This is a genomic window from Fibrobacter sp. UWH4 (genome assembly GCF_900142475.1).
Classification (GTDB): domain Bacteria; phylum Fibrobacterota; class Fibrobacteria; order Fibrobacterales; family Fibrobacteraceae; genus Fibrobacter.
Genome location: NZ_FRAY01000001.1, coordinates 183,662 through 200,854 on the forward strand (window position 1 = coordinate 183,662; position 17,193 = coordinate 200,854).

A 17,193-nucleotide genomic window follows, 5' to 3' on the forward strand; every position below is an offset into this window, starting at 1 on the left:
AAACTATATTCTTGGGGTAGCAAATCATGTTCGCAAGAAATAAGATAAACATATACGACTATACCGACTACCGCAAGTTCTTGCAGGACTTCTACGAACTGGAAAAGTCGTTGGACCCGACATTCAGCTACCGCGTGTTCGCCACTGCGGTCAGTATGGATGCTAGTCTCTTGGTAAAGATTTTGCAGGGCAAACGCCATGTTTCACCCAAGTGCGTTGAGGCTTTTGTGCAATTTTTCCGATTCAAGGAGGCAAAGGCGGAATACTTCCGTGAAACGGTCGCTTACGGCAAGGCTAAAACCGACGAAGAAGTGCGTAAGCATTTTGAGACGCTCCAGAAAATGCGCCCGGCGAGTTGTCGCGAGTTAGATGAGGCTCGGTACCGCTATTTTCAACAGTGGTACTACCCGATGATTCGTTCGGCTTTAGATGTGTTCGATTATCGTGGACCGCAAGATGCGGCTGCGCTCGGTGAAGCATGTATCCCTAAGCTAACCGCTTCGCAGGTCGAGAAAGCCGTTGAGGCGCTGTTGCAGTTAGGGCTTGCCCGCCAACGCAAGGATGGTCGTGTGGAGCCCACCGAGGCGCACCTCCGTACGCAGGAACACTGGCTGAGCGCCACCATTAGCGATTATCAAGGGCGTATCGCGGAGCTGGCACGGGATTCGATTGCTTACATTCCGAAAGAAAAGCGCGATATCAGTACGCTTACCATGGCACTCGACTCGAAACAAATCCAGAAAATCCGCGAAATCCTTGCAGAAACGCGAAAAGCCATCGTAAATGTGGTCAATACGATGCCCGCACAGATATGCGACAGCGTTTATCAATTAAATTTTCAGTTATTCCCGATGATGAAAAAGGAAGAGTGATGAAAAGGGTTGTGGAGAGCTTTATTTTTGGCGTGGCATTGCTTGTCGGATGTACCGAAAAAGGGAACGACGCTGCAGGTGCCACGAGCGAGACGACAAACGGAATCGCCATCGTTGCATTTGACGGGGCGCACATGCCTATACCGCAGGCGCGCGTTACCTTGTATCAGCGTGCTGGTTTCACTCCTGCGGAAAGCCCGTCCGAAGATGTGAATATCCAGGACCAGTCGCAATTCCTCCCGTCCCATGTTTCAGCGCTGGAAACTGCAACAGCGGATGATTCTGGAATGGTGCAGTTCGAGACTGAAACTGACCAGTGTCAGAACGCAAGGTGCTATGTTGAGGGAATTGCGGGCGAGGACTCCTCGCTCATGGTGTGGACGAAACTCGATGCGGTAGATTCCACGGCAGACGAAATTGAACTCCTGCCGTCCGTATCGCTTACGGTGCGTACTGGGGCTGCGGCCTCTGATTCTATAGTTTCGCGCAGTGTCGTGATGCTTGATGCGACTCCCTATTGGGCAAAAAATGATGGAAGCGAGTTTATCTTCTCGCATGTTCCTGCGGGCCTATATACGATTCTTGCGGATGATCAGCCCGTTGCCGCTGTTTCGCTTGACGCGGGGACTTCCGTCGATACGCTCGTGCGATTCCAGGAAATGACCCGCGAATACGTCTTCGAAGATTTTGACGATGGCGACAGCCTGAACAACTTGGCGAAGATTTACAAGAACTTCGGCTGGTACTACATGCCGCACAAGGGTGCTGTTTTCGAAAGCCCCGATAGTGCAAGCGGCTTTGTGAGTGCGCTTGTAGATGACGGTGCCGGCGGGAAGTATCTCTCGTTAAAGTATGTCATTCAAGATACGGGCTATGTCATGCTCGGAACGCATCTTGGGCTTGATTCCGGTTACTACGATTTGAGTGCGCTTTCTGCCGTTCGCTTGAAAGTCCGCGGTGACTGCGATTTTGCTGTTGCGCTGGAACATTACCGTCAGCTTGAAAACAACAACTATAACAAGGCGTTGTGGATGGGGACGGCGAACGACGAATGGACGGAATTGGTTCTTCGGCCCGGTGATGAGCTTTTGGACGACAGAAATTACCAGGTCGCTTGGGGTGAAATCTCAAACGAAATCGGCATATTCAGCATCTTCATCTATAACGGTACCCGTCTAGAAATAGATGAAATCGTATTCGAAGGAATTCAAATTATCGATTAACCAAATAAAGATGCCTCGGCGGATGCCGAGGCACTTTTGCTCCCTTTTGTTTCGGGGAAAGGCTTTTGCTTACTTGATTGAAATCGGGTGGACGGAATTGCCGATGCGGAGAATGTAGCGGCCTGCCTGCGGTGCGCTTAGCTTAATGCTGCTTGCGTTTGCGGTGCCGGAACGCAGCGTTTGTCCGAGGATGTTCGAAAGCGAGTAGTGCGTGCCGTTCTTGATGCCGGTGGCGACAATGTTCAATCCGTTGGTGTTTATGCGGTAATTCGCCTTTGCAATCTGCGTCTGGACGGCATTTGTGTTTGTGGGGATTTTTACAGGCGTGTAACCTTCGACGCTTTCGATGCACTTGATGTTTTCGATCCAAAGCGAGGTGTCGAAAAAGTCGTTTGTTACATTAAAGCGGAACGCGGTCGCCGCCGAAAGAACCGGGGTTAGCGGGAGTGCTGCCTGCCAGCCGTTGCTCATCATCCAGCCTAAATCCACGTAGACCGTTTCCCATTCCGGTGCATACGGCATTTCGACAAAGGGGTAGTCCCAGGCGCCTTCGCCAAAGACATCGATACTGGCGTTCCAATCGTAGTAGAGGATAAACTGGTGGTTTGCTCCTTTGTAGCGGTAGCTAACCATTTTGCACTTGGACAAATCGGGTGCGCCGTCGAACGCGTATTCTGCGCGGATGTACGGAGCGTAATCGAAACCGGTACCGACGGTGTCAAGCTTCATGTTGTCCATTTTTACGGTAGTTTCGGTAGAGTTGTCGGTAAAGGTGGAATTACCCTTGTCGCCCTGTTCGTCGCCGTAGTCGTCAATGTCGCTGGTGCTGCTCCACTTGCCCGGAATATCGGTGCCGGCGCCGTATGTAATCAAGTTGGGCAACTTGTCGTTGATTTCGGTTTCCCAGTTCAGGTTTTTCTGGTAGGTGGTTTTTGCAGGCAAAATGTTTTCTTTGATATAATTGTCGACATCGTTGTTTTCGAGGAAAGGCTTTTCGACATCCCATTTTGCACAAGAAATTTTCTTTTCCTTGGTCCATGCGAGGAATTTTTCAAGTTCGGTCTTGTGGGCTTCCTTGGTGAAGATTTCATCGATACCGCCCCATTCCGTTACGAATACGCTAAGGCCGGCTTCCATCGCCTTGTTGGAACTGGACAAGTGGCTAGAAGTCTGATGCAGGTTGGCGTAGAAATGGTAAGTGTAGGCGACGTTATCGTCTTGTACGGGGGCGGCTACGGCATCGCCTGCCATAGAAGACCACATCGGGGTTCCGACGATTACCAGGTTCTTTGAATGTTTGCGAATCGCGCTGATGACCGTGTCGGCGTATGCTTTCAGGTCTGCCCAGGATTCGCTCACGGGTTCGTTGTAGATTTCGAAAATGACATGCGGATACTTGCCGTAGCGTTCGGCCATGCGTCCGAAGAAGGCGGCGGCATCGTTTGCGGTAAAGCAGGTCTTGTTGTCGTTAAATTCGTACTTTGGCTTTGTTCCCTTATGGATGCAGTTGTAGTAACCGCCTTCGCTGTGCCAGTCGATCAAGACGTAAACATCGTTTTGAATAGCGGCTTGAACCACGGTGTCCATTTGCGATTCGAAATATTCGGGGCGGGTCATGTAGCTTCCGTGTCCCCAAGGCGGCACGACGCCCATGGCAGAGCGGACGAGTTCAACGTTCCAGGAGCCGACCAGAGTATCAATAAAGGAACTTCCGTAAAAGCTGCTGCCGTACGGCCAGTACTGACTCCAAGTGAGGCTCATTCCGCGAACCTGGACTTCGGCGCCGTCCTTGACGCCTTGCACGCTGCCGTAAATGCGGCCTTCGCCAGCGGAGTTCTTGCCGCTTTGCAAAGCTCCGTATTGGCTAACGGGGCCGACGCGCGTGGGTTGAATGGTGGCGAACGCGCTGCTTGCAAAAGCGAGAGCGCACAAGGCTACTATGCCTATATTTGTCTTTTTCATAAAGCACACTCCTATATGTGAAAATTCTAGAATCGCATTCCGAGGCTTGGCCACATGCTCGGCGAAATGCCGTCAAAGCGAATGTTGTCCAAGAAAATCTCTGCGTCCTCGGTCACCAAGATGTTGATGGTGTTGACGGCGATAAGTTCCGTGTCGAAATCGTCGGCGGTAAAAGTGAAGTGTTCCCATTCGTCGCCGAGCGTCACGAAGGCTGTCTGGTGAAAGTCTCGTTTGCCGTCGTTGCCGCGCTTGGTGATTTGCAGCGAAATCTTTCCGCTGCCCTTGGCGTCGAACGAAATGGCGGTGGCGCTGCGTAAGTCGTAGAAAGCGAACATCTCGTCTTCGTCAAAGTCGTCGCCGATGGAAAATCCTGCGACGCCGTAATGGCCTTTAGTTTCTTGATCGATATTGAAAATCAGGTGCAGGCTGCTTCCGCTCTTGGCGCTGTCGCCGGTAACGAGAATCTTGTCGCTATCGATGCCTTCGGCGACGCGGCTGTTCCCGCCTTGCAGGGAGTCGGTGCAAATAAACCACCAGCCTTGTCCAAAACTCTTGCCGATAAAGGTCTGCCTGTGTTTCCAATTTTCAAAGTCTTCGACAACGGTGAAAATGCTGTCGGCAATGTTGATGTGATTTGTCGTGGCGCCATCGCTTAGGCCGGTTTCCATCTGGTAAGAGAATTTGCCGAAATACCCTTCAACGAAGGCGTAGTGCACGCCTGCAGGCAAGCCGCTGAATTCAAAGTATCCTTGTGCGTCCGTGGTGACGGTTTGGTCTAGAATGCTTACGGTTGCGTTTTCGACGGCGGTACCGTTACTGGTGATAATGCCTTTCAGGCTTTCGCTTTGGGTAATGGCGAGATTCTGCTCCGGACTGCGTTCGAAGTCAACCCAGCGCATAATGGAGAGCGAGTCGCCGGAGCGCATTTCGAGCAGCTGGACGGGGGCCTTCTTTTCGCTCAAGGCGGCGGAGTTAATCTTGAGAATGCCGTTGTCGTCAAGGGAGTCTTCGTAGGCGACATGCATGGAATCCTCGTTTAAAATCCATACACGGGCGACGGCGTTTTTGAGGGGCATTCCGTGATTGGTGGCTGTAACGATGCCGGCAATTTCGGTTTCGCCGGCGTTGCTGCCTGTACCGTTTGCGACAGAATTTTCACTTGTGCTGCAGGCGGTGAATGCGATGCCGAGACTGGCTGCGAAAAGCGAAAGGGCGAGAATAACCTTCATTATTTGCCCTCCTTCACCTTGGCGCGATTCACGAGCTGGAATCCGATATGACAGACGCGGTCGGGGTTCTTTTCTTCGCGGGACATGGCCAAAATCTTTTCGCGAAGCTTGGCGATTTCTTCGCGAACCTTTTCGAAACTTTCCTTGGAAAGGCTGCAGGTTACGCTGGTGATGCTGCGGTCGTCGCTTGAAAACAGGTCGTAAATTTCGCTGTTGACTTCGAGGTTCTTTAAATGGTATTTGCGCAGAATGGTGGAGCGCACGCGGGGCGGCGTCGAAATAATGGGTTGCTCGACATGGTAGGTTCCGTTATCGTTCAAGGAAACGAATCCGGCTTCCTTTAGGTACTTGATTCCGCTTTGCACTTGCGGGGCGCGGAGCGCGGGCGTGAACATCCGGCCGATTTTCTCGGCGGGGGTGTTTGCGGGGAGGAGCGGCAACAGGTCGCGCAAAACGGGGTAGTACCACTTCGAAAAGAACTTGAGGGCGGAATCCTGGAGTTCGTATTCCTGCTTGTTGGCGCGTACGGCGAGGAGTTTCTTGAGCAGGTTTTCGCGCTCGTCCACGTTTTTTTCGTTGCCGAAGCGGACTAGCGTCAGAAAGTATTCGGTTTCTTCGTCGGAAAGCCCCCAGGCTTTGGCGAGTGTCTTTGCGTTTGCGGTAGAAAGCGGGCGGGATCCGTCCAGAATGCGGTTGAAAAAGGCGGAACCCGAGACTCCGGCGCTTTCTTGAATGGAACGGATGGACTGCCCTCTGGATTGCAATGCCTCCACAACGGCCCGGATATAATCCCGGTAATCAAAGTACATAAATACACTAATTGTGGAAACATTTTTCATACCTCTAAAATTAGATAAAATTTTGATGTTGCAAAGTAAACTTTTGTTATTGTTTTAGTAAAATACACGAAAAATGGAAACAGAATGGCGGATTTGACCGTAGGCTGTGATATCGGTGCCGGCGCCGTATGTAATCAAGTTGGGCAACTTGTAAATATTCCTTACAAGTTGCGCCTTTATCTAATTTTCGTCAATTAAAGAAAAATGTTTCTTATCCCATCCTGTTGAACTGTCAAGTATTCCTTGATTGTTCGATTTATAAAATTTACTCCAATTTGGAATATGCAAACCCTTTATTTAAAGACGTTTTGGGAACTTTGTTACAAAAAAATGCGATTTCTTTAAAATTTTTGTACATTTCGCTCAATTTTATATTAGTTTTGAAGTGAAAAAGAGTTTTCCTCTTGCCCTCTAAACGAAATCTCGACCATTTCACTAAGCGAGGACAAGGCGAACGCTCACGCAGGTATGCCTCTTTTGGCGTACTTCAGTTTGCTGTACCGACTTTACAGTCGGTCTTTGGTCGTATGGCCAAGGGCAACAGCCCTTTTGGGGCGTGGGTCGTTTGTGTTTATCGCTTAGAGGCAGTCGAGAGCCCCGTTTAGGTAAATGCAACGATCTGCGCCTTTTCTTGTATCTATACAAAATCGGCACGAATCCTTGCAGAGCAAGAAAAAACTCCGGAAATTTCATTGAAGGAGAAATGCGTCGCTGTACCTGCGATTTGTTCAATGAAAAAAATGAGCTTTTGCAAACGCAAAACGCACTATGCCGAAACCCGCGCGGCATAGTGTGCAACAACCTGCGGGATATACACTCATGAGGTATATTATGAAGACAACAAAGAAGATGGCCTACAAGAAGCCCCGTCTTATCGCAAAGAACAACCCGACCGGAAGCTTCGCTGCTGGCTGCCCGACTTACAATGCAGGCACTCATGGCGGAGAATGCCAGAATTGCGAAACAACATACTAAGCGCAATTATTATTTCCTAGAACGAGGCTTGCCGCCCTGCTCTAGGGAATACCTTTTTGCCAAATTTTCTTAAAACCGAGAAGATTACAATGAATAAGAAAATCTTCATTACAAAAGAAGTTACAAAAAGAGATAAAGGAACATTATGGATGCCAGAAAGTCGGAAATTCTTAAAATTTTAGCAGATCGAAAGGTGGATAACATCAGTATTGAATCTGTAATGATCGAAGTGGAGAATGTATCCAATTCTTTTCCTTACAATTCAACAAATGAAAACGTTCTGACCGCTCTTGAAAATCTTTCCAGAAGCAGCAAAATGGCTGAAGAACAGCGTCAAACTATCATAGGAGATTCATCATGTACTTCACTTTAGAATGGTATCAGAATCAATTTTTGATAATTTTGACAAAGAAAATGGGCTTGGAAGACTCTGATGCTCTAAGTCCGCTCAAATTATATGAGTTCGTTAAGCAAAAACTAGAAATTCATACGTTGCTTGTAAAATTTTTCACTGAATATAAAGCATGGTACGATTTCCATTTAGGCTTAGAGTCAAAAAGGATCTCATTAGATACTCAATACCTAATAAAATTATCTGATTTATTTAAGCAAACTAGACAAGAATTACTAAAAAAAAGCTGATGAATTAAAGGAGGTCTAATGTTTTACCGTCAATCTCGTGACACCTTTATTCGTTCTATCGGCGACTATGGCTATATCAAGAGCCAATTAACCAAGCATGACCGCACCTACACGCAAGAAGGAAGAGCTTTCCTTTCTGTGATTTCTCGTGAACCGCATAGCTTGCAGGAACTTTCGGCAAAAGCATGCGAATACTTCGAAGATGTGGCTCCCGAAGACATTCAAGATGACATGAAGGATTTTTTAGATTCCCTAGTTGCTGACCGCTACTTAGTCTCCGCAGAAACAGCCGAAGAATGTGCTGCTAAGGATACTTTCTTTAGTTATGCTGAAAATCCGAAAACATTATTCACCTACAACTCTCAACAAAATCCTGATGACGAAAAACTCTATATCGATACGCAAGAACTTTTAGGAGACTGGTATCGCGAACATCCGCAAATTCACAGTTGCCAAATTGAAACAACGAATCGTTGTAATGAACGCTGCATTCACTGTTACATTCCGCATGAACTAAAGAATATCGTGTTACCATACGAAGTTATCGAAAGTGTTCTCAATCAGTTGCACGATTTAGGCGTTATGGGCCTTACGTTATCAGGTGGTGAATTTTTCACGCATCCCGATGCAGAAAAAATCTTACGTAAGGCTCGTGAACTTGATTTCAGTTTCTATGTGTTGTCAAACATCACTTTAATTACGCCACATATGATTGAGGTGCTTAAGGAAGTTAATCCGAGTTATGTGCAAACATCGCTTTACAGCGTTATTCCTGAAGAACATGACCATGTCACACAACTCAAAGGCTCCTGCGAAAAGACCAAGTCCGCTATTGACTCCTTGATTGCGGCGAACATACCCGTGCAAATCAGTTGCCCTGTGATGAAGACGAATTATCACACTTATAAAGATGTGTTGAAATATGCTTACGAACGAAATTGCAAGGCTCAAACTGACTTTGTAATGATGGCTCGATACGATTTTACCACGGACAATCTTGCCGAGCGCTTGACTATGGAACAAACTGAAGAATTGCTCAAGGATATTATTCAGTTTGATAAAGATTATCTTGACTTTACTGATACTCCGGTGCCGTCCGTTTCTCGCGAGGAATGGGGTAAGCGACCTTTCTGTGGTGTAGGCATGGATAACCTCTGTATTGCAAGTGACGGCATTGTGTATCCATGTAGCGGTTGGCAGGGAATGGCTTGCGGTAATGTGCGAGAACAGCCCATTAAGGATATTTGGGAAAAATCTCCGCAGCTTAACAAACTTCGTAACCTTACTAAGTCTGCTATTCCGCAATGTTACGATTGCGAAGACCGACAATTCTGTGCTCCATGTCTTGTTCGTAATTTCAACGAAAGCGGCGGTGATTATCTGAAGGTTGCTCCGCATTTCTGCAAGGCGGCTCACTTGAATCGCAAACTTGTTGTAGAAGCCAAAGCGAAAATGAAAAAACAGCACTAATTAACAGGAGTAAAAGATGAGTGTTGAATACAAGGTAAAGGAACTTGAAGCCGAAATAAAGAAATTGAAAGAAAGAGTTGATAAACTTGAACAGCAAAATCAGCCTCAAGTTCCTCCCCCCAAAGAAGATCCTCCTAATATGATGCATTATTAACGTAAGCATTGTTTTGGAATATGCTTTTCGATTTCCATGTTCACATAGGGCAATATTTTGACGACTATTACACGCCGCCACGAATACTGCGTACCTTGCGACTTGCGGGCATCACGCATTTTGCTTATTCTAGTACAAGTACTGTTGTTTCAGATGACCCCGACTTTTTGCTAGAAGAACGTGTTGCGATGCATGAACTTTCGGAAGGTCGTGCCAAGCCAATCTTGTGGGTGACGCACGATATGCTGAAACATTCGTCGAATCTTTCGTTATATATGAATGATACTGGTGGTAAAATTCGCGGGTTGAAAATTCACGGTGTGTCGGAGAAATGGTTGCCGAATGGTCGGGAACTGCAACGGGTGTTCAAAATAGCTCAGGAACGGGGCCTGTTTGTGAAACTCCATACCGGTGAATTCGAGAACTGTGAGACTGGAATGTATAGGGGAATCTGCATGAAGTTCCCAAATGTCCGTGTTGTTCTCGCCCATGGAAGACCAATTTTGCAAGCTATTGATATGTTGCGTTATTGTCCGAATACGTTTGTAGATACGTCGTTTATGCCACATAGTCATTTTCAGCAGCTTATAATCGCTGCACGACAAAATGGCTTTACTGATCGCATCCTGTTCGGTACAGACACCCCTATTCCAGGGCGTCACCTGAAAAGTTCGCTCCCGCGTCATCTGCGTAGCCGAATAGACCAGACAAGGCGAATCTCAGGCAAGGACTGGTCTAAAATTTCTTGGGAAAATGCCCAAAAGATTTTGACAACCGCATCAAAATGAACGATATATATATTGATGAGTATGGTTTTCCGCACGAAAAGTCTTCTGGCGTTTATTTTTGTCATTCTGCTGCTTTCGGGCTGCGGGCTCAGTGACGACACCCAGGAACAGCTGGAAGAGGCTGTTGGTAGGGCGGCTGCGGAAGCGCTGGACTCTGCAAAATCAAAAACGGCAAATGCCGTTGAGGAACTTTCGTCCACCATTGATGAACACGGTGGAGCTCAAGGCATTTTTGATAAAATTGTCCAATTCTTGGATGGACTATTCGGTGAATTTGAAAACGGATGCGAAAAAAAGCCTGCTAAAAAGATTGAACGCGATGCTCCTAGGACAGTTATCAAGCGCAATGCGGAACAACAGAACTATCACGATGAGGTCCTCAGCCTCACTATATTGAAGACTGCTGCCGTAAATATTGACTGCCTACGCCCCGAACTGGACTCCGCCATAAACATAGTGGTAGCCACCTATCACGAGGTCTTCAAGGACGATAATTATCGCCCGGTAATCACTAGCGGAAATGATTCCGACAAGCACGGCGAACGATCTGCCCGTTATGCCTGCGCTGCCGTAGACATCCGAATCAAGGATGTAGAAGACGTTAAGATTAGAAAGACCCTTGCAAAGGCAATCACGGAAGATCTTGGTCCCCGATACTTCGTCCTCCACGAAGACGTCGGTATGGTAAATGAACATCTGCACATTCAGCTGAAAAGCGGCTCCTACAATAGAAACGAAGTGTGGAAATAACCCCGGTTCCTGGTGCTTTTGACAGAGTTTTTTTCCCTAGTGTGACTTGGTCACAGACTTTTGGCCTCTCATTATCTAAAATATACCTGTAAACAAGAAAAAAGAGAGGTAAAACATGTCTGAAATGAATATCTCCAAAAACAACTTCGAACAAGAAGTGCTCCACTTCGACAAGCCGGTCCTGATCGATTTCTGGGCTCCTTGGTGCGGCCCTTGCCGGATGCTTTCGCCCGTGATCTCGGAGATAGCTGAGGAATACGGCGACAAGATCAAGGTCTGCAAGGTGAACGTGGACGATGAAGGCGAATTGGCAGCCTCGTTCAATGTCATGAGCATCCCGACGCTTGTGGTCGTAAAGGACGGCAAGGTGACGAATTCTGCAGTCGGTGTCCGCCCGAAGGCTCAGATTGTAGAAATGATTGGCTAATACATTTACTCCTTGGGCGCCTTTTTTGTATATTGCAAAAGAGGCGTTTTTTTATGAAAGCAGCTCCGGTTCGTTTGATTGTTCCCAGACTCCCGTTCTGGCCGAAACTTTCGGCCGAAGAACAGGCGGTAGTGTCCGAACGTGCTGTCGTCAGGCGCTTCGGCAAGGGGCAGCTCGTGAGCAGCAACAGCTCCGAATGTCTCGGAATCGTCTTTATTCTCGAAGGTGAAATCCGCGTGAGCATGACCTCGGACGACGGCCGCGAGGTTTCGTTGTACCATGCCCGCAAAGATGAAGTCTGCGTGTCTACGGCTTCGTGCGTGATTCGGCAGTTGACCTTTGATACGGCGGTGGTGGCCGAAAGGGATACTTCCCTGTTGGTGGTTCCGGCGATGGTCTGTGCGCGCCTGATGGAATCGAACGTGCATGTGCGCGCCTTTGTCTTCGAAAGTGAAACGGAACGGTTTTCGCAGGCGGTTCGTGCAATTCAGCTGATGCTGTTCAAGCGCTTTGACCAGCGGCTTGCCTCTTATTTGGTGTCGCATTTTGAAAGGAGCGGCTCCGACGAAATCCGGAAAACACAGGAAGAAATCGCCCGCGACGTGAATTCAGCCCGCGAGGTGGTGGCCCGTATGCTCCGCGAATTTGCAGATAAGGGACTTGTCGAAATCAGACGAGGCCTCATCAAGTTACACAACGTGGATGGCCTTCGCAAGATTTTGTGATGAAATCGGGCGCTTATTCTCATAAATTATCGTAAAATTCGTTCGGGGTGCAGGTCTTGCGCCCTTAACTTTTGTATTTTTGTCCCGAATTTTGTTTATAGGTAGGTTTATTCTGCGCTTTCGCTGGCTGTTTTTATTTGCTGTGTTTGTAGGGCTTGCTCAGGCCCAGCTTTTGGACATGTCCGAAATGTCCGAGAGCTATATGGTCGAAAATAAGATTCATAAGGTCAAGGTCGAAGGGACTGTCCACATGGACGATCGTGCGGTGCTCAGCCGCATCGGTATTCGCGATGGACAGAGCTATTCACCGACGGCCCTTACCGAAAAGGTTCAGTCTTCGGTGGCTTCCTTGTACAAGTCCGGGCTTTTTGACGACGTGACTGCCTGGATTGATTACGTGGGTGACGGCACCGATGTCGACCTCATTTTCAAGATTAAGGAGCTTCCCGCGCTCGATACGGCCGTTTTCGAAGGTCCGGACGAGGTCTCGGAAGAAGACCTGAAGCTGAAGACCCGCTTGATTCCGGGGCAGGTCTACAGCAAGAGCCAGCTGGAACGCGACCGTCAGGCCATTTTGGAGTACTACCGCTCCGAGGGCTATTTGCTCGCCGAAGTGGGCTACCGTGAAACTCCGGTTGACGAAAACAAGAATTTAGTGACCTTCATTGTCCGCGAGGGCGAAAAGGTCAAGGTGCGCCAGTTCGATATCCAGGGGAACGACAACGTGCCCGCCGAAGATATCATGGAACACATGGTCACGAAGCTCGACCAGTGGTGGGGCGGTGGCGAGTTCAAGGAAAACATTTTCGAGGCGGACCGCGATACGGTGTTGAACGCCATCCGTCATTTTGGTTACCTGGATGCGGAACTGACTGAATACAGCGCCGAATACCTGCCTGACTCCACTTGCCTGTTCTATCTGGGCCGGATGGTTCCGCTCGGCGAAAATCTGGAAGTCCTCTACAAACAGTTGAACCTTGCCCTGGGTGATTCTGCAACGCCCCTCTACAAGATGGCAGGCAAGCCGACCATGCAGGTAACCCACTTCTTCCGCAAGCATCGCGAAGTCGGCGAAATGCCCTGGGTGTCTAGACCTAAGGTGACGGTCAAGACCGAAGAGGACGCCTGGAACATGCTGAACGACCTGATCCGCTACGAAAGTGCCCGCAAGGAATGGCTGGATATCGTGGACGGACGCAAGTGGAAGAATCCGAAGATTGATTCGCTCCGCAAGATCAAGAAACGCTCGACTTACCAGGAAAAGCTCCTGGTCCGTTACATGATCGAGGATATGTTCCCGGCCTTGAACAAGTACGACAATATCAAGACCTCGAGTGCCATTCTGGTCCATATCCACATGATCGAAGGCCGCAAGTACTACATGGGCAGTCTGCATTTCTCGGGTAACGAAGTGCTGAACGACAAGATGCTTGCCTACGCCTTCCGTCTTGACAGCGGTGAAGTCTTTGACCAGTATAAGTACGATGCCTCCCGCAAGGCGCTTCTGGATGCCTACCGCGAAGACGGCTACCTGTTCGCCCAGTACGAGGAAACCCGTACGTTCGAGAACGATTCGATTGTGAACCTGTCCTACAAGATGACCGAAGGTCTCCCGGCTCAGATCCACAAGGTGCATATCCACGGCAATACCAAGACGAACGAGAAGGTCATCCGCCGCGAAGTCCGTCTGTATCCGGGCGATACTTATCGCCAGTCCTTGCTGGAACGTAGTTTCCGTGAAATTATGCAGCTGAACTACTTTGACATGGTCGTCCCCGACATCAAGGTAGTGGGCGAGCAGGATGTGGACCTCGACTTTACCGTGCAGGAAAAGGAAGCGGGTACCGGACAGTTCAGCTTGGGCGTGTCTTACAGCGAAAGCGACGGTATCGTGGGTACGGCGAGCGTGTCTATCCCGAACTGCTGTATGGGTGACGGCCAGGCCGCATCGTTCAGCGTGGAATACGGTGCCGACAAGAAGAGTGCTTCCGTGAGTTTCCAGGAACCGTGGTTCCTCGACAAGCCGATTACCTTGGGTACGAGCCTCAGCTACTCCTGGTGGAACATGTCCAAGTACGACGACCCCGATATTACCCGTTACGGCGGCAGCGTCTACCTGGGTAAGCGCCTCAAGTGGCCCGATGACTACTTCTACGGACAGATTGGTTACAGCTGGCTCATGAACAAGCAGGGCCCGAACATCGATGACAGTTACGTTGTCTATACCGGTGTGGAATCTGCCTTGAACTTCCGCCTGCTCCGCGACGACAAGAACCTGCCGCAGTTCCCGACCGACGGATCTCGCTACGTGCTCGATATCCAGTGGGCCGATGACGCCATCTTCAGTGACTTCAGTTTCGTGAAGACCGAACTTACGATCAAGTGGTGGTTCCCGCTGTTCCGCGACCGCCTGACGGTTGCGCTGACCAACCAGTACGGTGTAATCTTTGGCGACCAGTTGCAGTACCGCACGCTCTACACCATGGGTGGCGTGATGGGCTACGAGGGCATGATGCGTGGCTACAGCTCGGGTTCTATCGGGTACCGCCGCTTGGGCCGCAGCTACCAGTATACGGGTGTTGAACTCCAGCTCGGTCTTGTGCCGCAGACATTCTACCTGTTGCCGTTCTTCTTTGACGCCGGTAACGTGTTCGGTGAACGCTACAACCCGCGTACCAAGGTTCCGAAGCCGAGCAGGAGTCCGCTCAGCGAATGGGATCCGACGAGCCTCAAGAAGGATATCGGTTTCGGTTTCCGCGTGATTGTACCGATGCTCGGTATTATCGGCTTCGACTTTGCCTGGCCCTTGGATGTGGGTGAAACCTATAGCGGTACGCAGCGTACCGAAGTGGGTGACATGCAGTTCAACTTCGTGATCGGCCAGGGATTCTAAGGAGGCTTTATGCTTAAACGTCTGCTGATGGTTCTGGTGCTTGCGTTTGCGACCGTCTCGTTTGCCGAAGACGGGCTGCGTATTGCGCATGTGGATTCCAAGCTGATCTTTGACGGTTACAAGGGCACCAAGAAAGCCCAGGAAGAGTACGACCGCCAGGTGGCCAAGTGGGAACAGCAGGGCAACTTGCTGCAGAAGGAACTTGCCGCTATCAAGGAAAAGCTCGACAAGCAGGTGCTCATGCTCAGCGACGAAAAGAAGAACGAGCTCGAAGCCGAGTACAATAAGAAGGACCTGGAACTCAAGACCTTTATCGACCGCGTGTACGGCCGTAAGGGTGAACTGATTTCTGAAAACGAGAAGGTGAGCGCCCCGATTATTCAGCTGATTCGCAAGGCTATCAACGAAATCGCCTTGCAGGAAGGTTACGACATGGTGGTCGACCGTGCAACCGGCGCCGTGGTGTTCTGGAAAAAGGAAAACGACCTTACGCAGAAAGTGCTGGACTACCTGAACAACAGGTAGTTGTGGCGTATTTAAATTTCGTCGCCCTGGATTCCGTCGCTGCGCTCCAGAATGACAATCCTCGAGGCGTTTGCGCGGGGTGACGTTCCCTGAAACTGTCCCCTGGATTCCGTCGCGCGCTCCAGAATGACAATCTCCGAGGCGTTTGTGCGGGGTGACGTTCCTTGAAACTGTCGCCCTAGATTCCGTCGCTACGCTCCAGAATGACAATCCCCGAGGCGTTTGTGCGGGGTGACGTTCCCTGAAACTGTCATCCTGGAACCACGGAGTGGTGACGGGATCCAGAGTAGAATTTCTACTTGAACTTCCAGAATTTATAGAGATACTTTGTCGTTTGCACGGGCGTCTTCAAGAAGGCGCTCTTCTTGTATCCGCTCAAGGCGAATCCTTGCAGCACCTTGTAAAGTCCGACCTGGTCTTCGCGGTTCAGAGCGAGCAGGAACCTACGGAACTTGTATTCGAAGTCGTGCATCTTGCCGAAGTAGCCGTAGCAGCGTTTTTCGTACTGCTTCAGGAAATTGTGGCTGAGGCTAGCGGCTTCGCCGGAGGTTGCCTTGAGGCCTTGGTCGACGTATTCCGCGCAGAATCGGCCCGCCCGCATCGCGGCAGCGATGCCACCACCCGTGAGCGGGTTGGTGTGGTGGGCGGCGTCGCCCACCAGGGCGAAGCGGTCTAAAGTGTAATCCTTAAGGGTGCTGGAAACCGGCACCATTCCACCGACGGTATGGTTGATTTTTGCTCCGGGGAAAAGCTTTTCTAGCCACTCCATGGTGACTTCGAGGATGTTTCCGCTGTGCTTTCCTGCGGCGAGGAATCCGGCACCGAAATTTGTCACGTTCGATTTCTGCTTCGGGAAACTCCAGATGTATCCGTCGTTGATAAAGTCGTGACCTTGCCAGAAGGTGAGGTAGTCGGGTTTGGTCAAGAGTCCTTGCACCTGGATGTCGACGCCGGTGCAGGTCTCGCGCGGATTCTGCACGCAGTTGAGCCCGACCATGCGGCCGATGCGGCTTTCGACGCCGTCGGCGGCGATGACCATCTTCGCAAAGATTTCCTGCGTACCGGTCTCGGTGACGCTCCCGTCGCCGTTGCCTTTTCCGAGAACGACGCGGACCATTCGTCTGTCGCCCTCGACTTCGCCTACAAATTCGGCGCGGGCGCAAGTTTCAACCTGGGCCCCGTCGTCGGCAGCGAGTTTTGCGAGCCACGGGTCGAAAATTTCGCGGTTCAGCATGATGCCCGTGCTTGGCTTCGGAACTTCGATGTTCACGCCATTAGGGCCGTAAATGTAAAGGCCGTTGATAATGCTTTCGATGCAGCTTTCGTCGATCGGACCGTAAGTCTGTAGGTCCGCAAGCGTGGTGCTCGCCTCGCCGCAGCGTACCGGGAAACCGATGCGTTCCCGTTTTTCGAGGAGCAGCACCTTGTGCCCGGCCCGGGCCAGGTTGCGTGCTGCGACGGAGCCGCCAGGCCCCGCACCGATGACCACGACGTCGTAATTAGGATCAAGCATCGATGACCTCCGTCAGCATAAGCGCCCCGACCGGGCATGCCTTGACGCAAATGCTGCACTTGATGCATTTTTCGGGGTCTATCTGCAAGTCAAGCCCGTGCATGTCGAGCGCCATCTTGGGGCAAAGCCCCACGCACCCTGCACAGGCGAGGCAAACTTTTCTGTCGTGAACAAGCTTCTTCATTAAGGATGAATATAGAAAAAGA

General features: G+C 50.1%; 17 protein-coding genes. 12 read left to right on the forward strand and 5 right to left on the reverse strand.

Annotated features, from left to right (window positions below; all coding sequences use genetic code 11):
• Positions 1 to 26 precede the first annotated feature (26 nt).
• Together BUA93_RS00660 and BUA93_RS00665 are read left to right on the forward strand one after the other, a co-directional pair.
• The gene (locus BUA93_RS00660) at positions 27 to 872 is read left to right on the forward strand and encodes a TIGR02147 family protein (RefSeq protein ID WP_072976544.1); all 846 of its coding nucleotides are present in this window, start codon (positions 27 to 29) and stop codon (positions 870 to 872) included.
• Complete coding sequence (locus BUA93_RS00665) at positions 872 to 2,095, forward strand: hypothetical protein (protein ID WP_072976545.1); 1,224 nt, start codon at positions 872 to 874, stop codon at positions 2,093 to 2,095. Before BUA93_RS00660 ends, BUA93_RS00665 begins: the two co-directional genes overlap by 1 nt.
• A gap of 69 nt (positions 2,096 to 2,164) precedes the next feature.
• On the opposite strand, the gene BUA93_RS00670 is transcribed toward BUA93_RS00665, so the two are convergent.
• The 3 genes from BUA93_RS00670 to BUA93_RS00680 are packed head-to-tail and all read right to left on the reverse strand — an operon-like array spanning position 2,165 to position 6,125.
• On the reverse strand, positions 2,165 to 4,057 hold the full coding sequence (locus BUA93_RS00670) for a glycoside hydrolase family 5 protein (protein ID WP_072976546.1): 1,893 nt from the start codon (positions 4,055 to 4,057) through the stop codon (positions 2,165 to 2,167).
• 26 nt (positions 4,058 to 4,083) lie between these two features.
• Entirely contained in the window at positions 4,084 to 5,286 is a 1,203-nt protein-coding gene (locus BUA93_RS00675) for a carboxypeptidase-like regulatory domain-containing protein (RefSeq protein WP_072976548.1), read from the reverse strand.
• Complete coding sequence (locus BUA93_RS00680) at positions 5,286 to 6,125, reverse strand: TIGR02147 family protein (RefSeq protein WP_072976550.1); 840 nt, start codon at positions 6,123 to 6,125, stop codon at positions 5,286 to 5,288. The genes BUA93_RS00675 and BUA93_RS00680 overlap by 1 nt, the downstream gene beginning before the upstream one ends.
• 831 nt (positions 6,126 to 6,956) lie before the next feature.
• On the opposite strand from BUA93_RS00680, the gene BUA93_RS16095 reads away from it, so the two are divergent.
• The 10 genes from BUA93_RS16095 (at position 6,957) to BUA93_RS00725 (ending at position 15,474) form a co-directional block, all read left to right on the forward strand.
• Positions 6,957 to 7,100 carry a hypothetical protein gene (locus tag BUA93_RS16095; protein WP_175547342.1) on the forward strand — a complete coding sequence of 48 codons (144 nt, stop codon included), beginning with the start codon at positions 6,957 to 6,959 and terminating at the stop codon, positions 7,098 to 7,100.
• Between the two features lie 145 nt (positions 7,101 to 7,245).
• Positions 7,246 to 7,473 (forward strand): hypothetical protein, encoded by a 228-nt coding sequence (locus BUA93_RS00685; protein WP_072976551.1) that lies wholly within the window; start codon positions 7,246 to 7,248, stop codon positions 7,471 to 7,473.
• 287 nt (positions 7,474 to 7,760) lie between these two features.
• Entirely contained in the window at positions 7,761 to 9,212 is a 1,452-nt protein-coding gene (locus tag BUA93_RS00695) for a radical SAM/SPASM domain-containing protein (RefSeq protein ID WP_072976555.1), read from the forward strand.
• Positions 9,213 to 9,228: 16 nt separating this feature from the next.
• Entirely contained in the window at positions 9,229 to 9,366 is a 138-nt protein-coding gene (locus BUA93_RS16100; RefSeq protein WP_175547343.1) for a hypothetical protein, read from the forward strand.
• 20 nt (positions 9,367 to 9,386) lie between these two features.
• Positions 9,387 to 10,154 carry an amidohydrolase family protein gene (locus BUA93_RS00700; RefSeq protein ID WP_072976557.1) on the forward strand — a complete coding sequence of 256 codons (768 nt, stop codon included), beginning with the start codon at positions 9,387 to 9,389 and terminating at the stop codon, positions 10,152 to 10,154.
• Between the two features lie 15 nt (positions 10,155 to 10,169).
• The gene (locus tag BUA93_RS00705; RefSeq protein WP_139257635.1) at positions 10,170 to 10,904 is read left to right on the forward strand and encodes a hypothetical protein; all 735 of its coding nucleotides are present in this window, start codon (positions 10,170 to 10,172) and stop codon (positions 10,902 to 10,904) included.
• Between the two features lie 115 nt (positions 10,905 to 11,019).
• Positions 11,020 to 11,331: a thioredoxin gene (gene trxA, locus BUA93_RS00710; RefSeq protein ID WP_072976561.1), complete on the forward strand. Its 312-nt coding sequence runs from the start codon at positions 11,020 to 11,022 to the stop codon at positions 11,329 to 11,331.
• Positions 11,332 to 11,384: 53 nt separating this feature from the next.
• A complete protein-coding gene (locus tag BUA93_RS00715; RefSeq protein WP_072976563.1) occupies positions 11,385 to 12,056 on the forward strand; it encodes a Crp/Fnr family transcriptional regulator in 672 nt (223 codons plus the stop codon).
• A 178-nt stretch (positions 12,057 to 12,234) separates the two neighbouring features.
• Entirely contained in the window at positions 12,235 to 14,949 is a 2,715-nt protein-coding gene (locus BUA93_RS00720) for a BamA/OMP85 family outer membrane protein (protein ID WP_083597092.1), read from the forward strand.
• Between the two features lie 9 nt (positions 14,950 to 14,958).
• Positions 14,959 to 15,474 (forward strand): OmpH/Skp family outer membrane protein, encoded by a 516-nt coding sequence (locus BUA93_RS00725; protein WP_072976566.1) that lies wholly within the window; start codon positions 14,959 to 14,961, stop codon positions 15,472 to 15,474.
• Between the two features lie 295 nt (positions 15,475 to 15,769).
• Here the strand turns inward: BUA93_RS00725 and BUA93_RS00730 are convergent, their stop codons facing one another.
• Both BUA93_RS00730 and BUA93_RS00735 read right to left on the reverse strand, forming a co-directional pair.
• Entirely contained in the window at positions 15,770 to 16,987 is a 1,218-nt protein-coding gene (locus tag BUA93_RS00730) for a geranylgeranyl reductase family protein (RefSeq protein ID WP_072976568.1), read from the reverse strand.
• Positions 16,980 to 17,171: a DUF362 domain-containing protein gene (locus BUA93_RS00735; RefSeq protein ID WP_072976570.1), complete on the reverse strand. Its 192-nt coding sequence runs from the start codon at positions 17,169 to 17,171 to the stop codon at positions 16,980 to 16,982. The genes BUA93_RS00730 and BUA93_RS00735 overlap by 8 nt, the downstream gene beginning before the upstream one ends.
• Between the last annotated feature and the right edge of the window lie 22 nt (positions 17,172 to 17,193).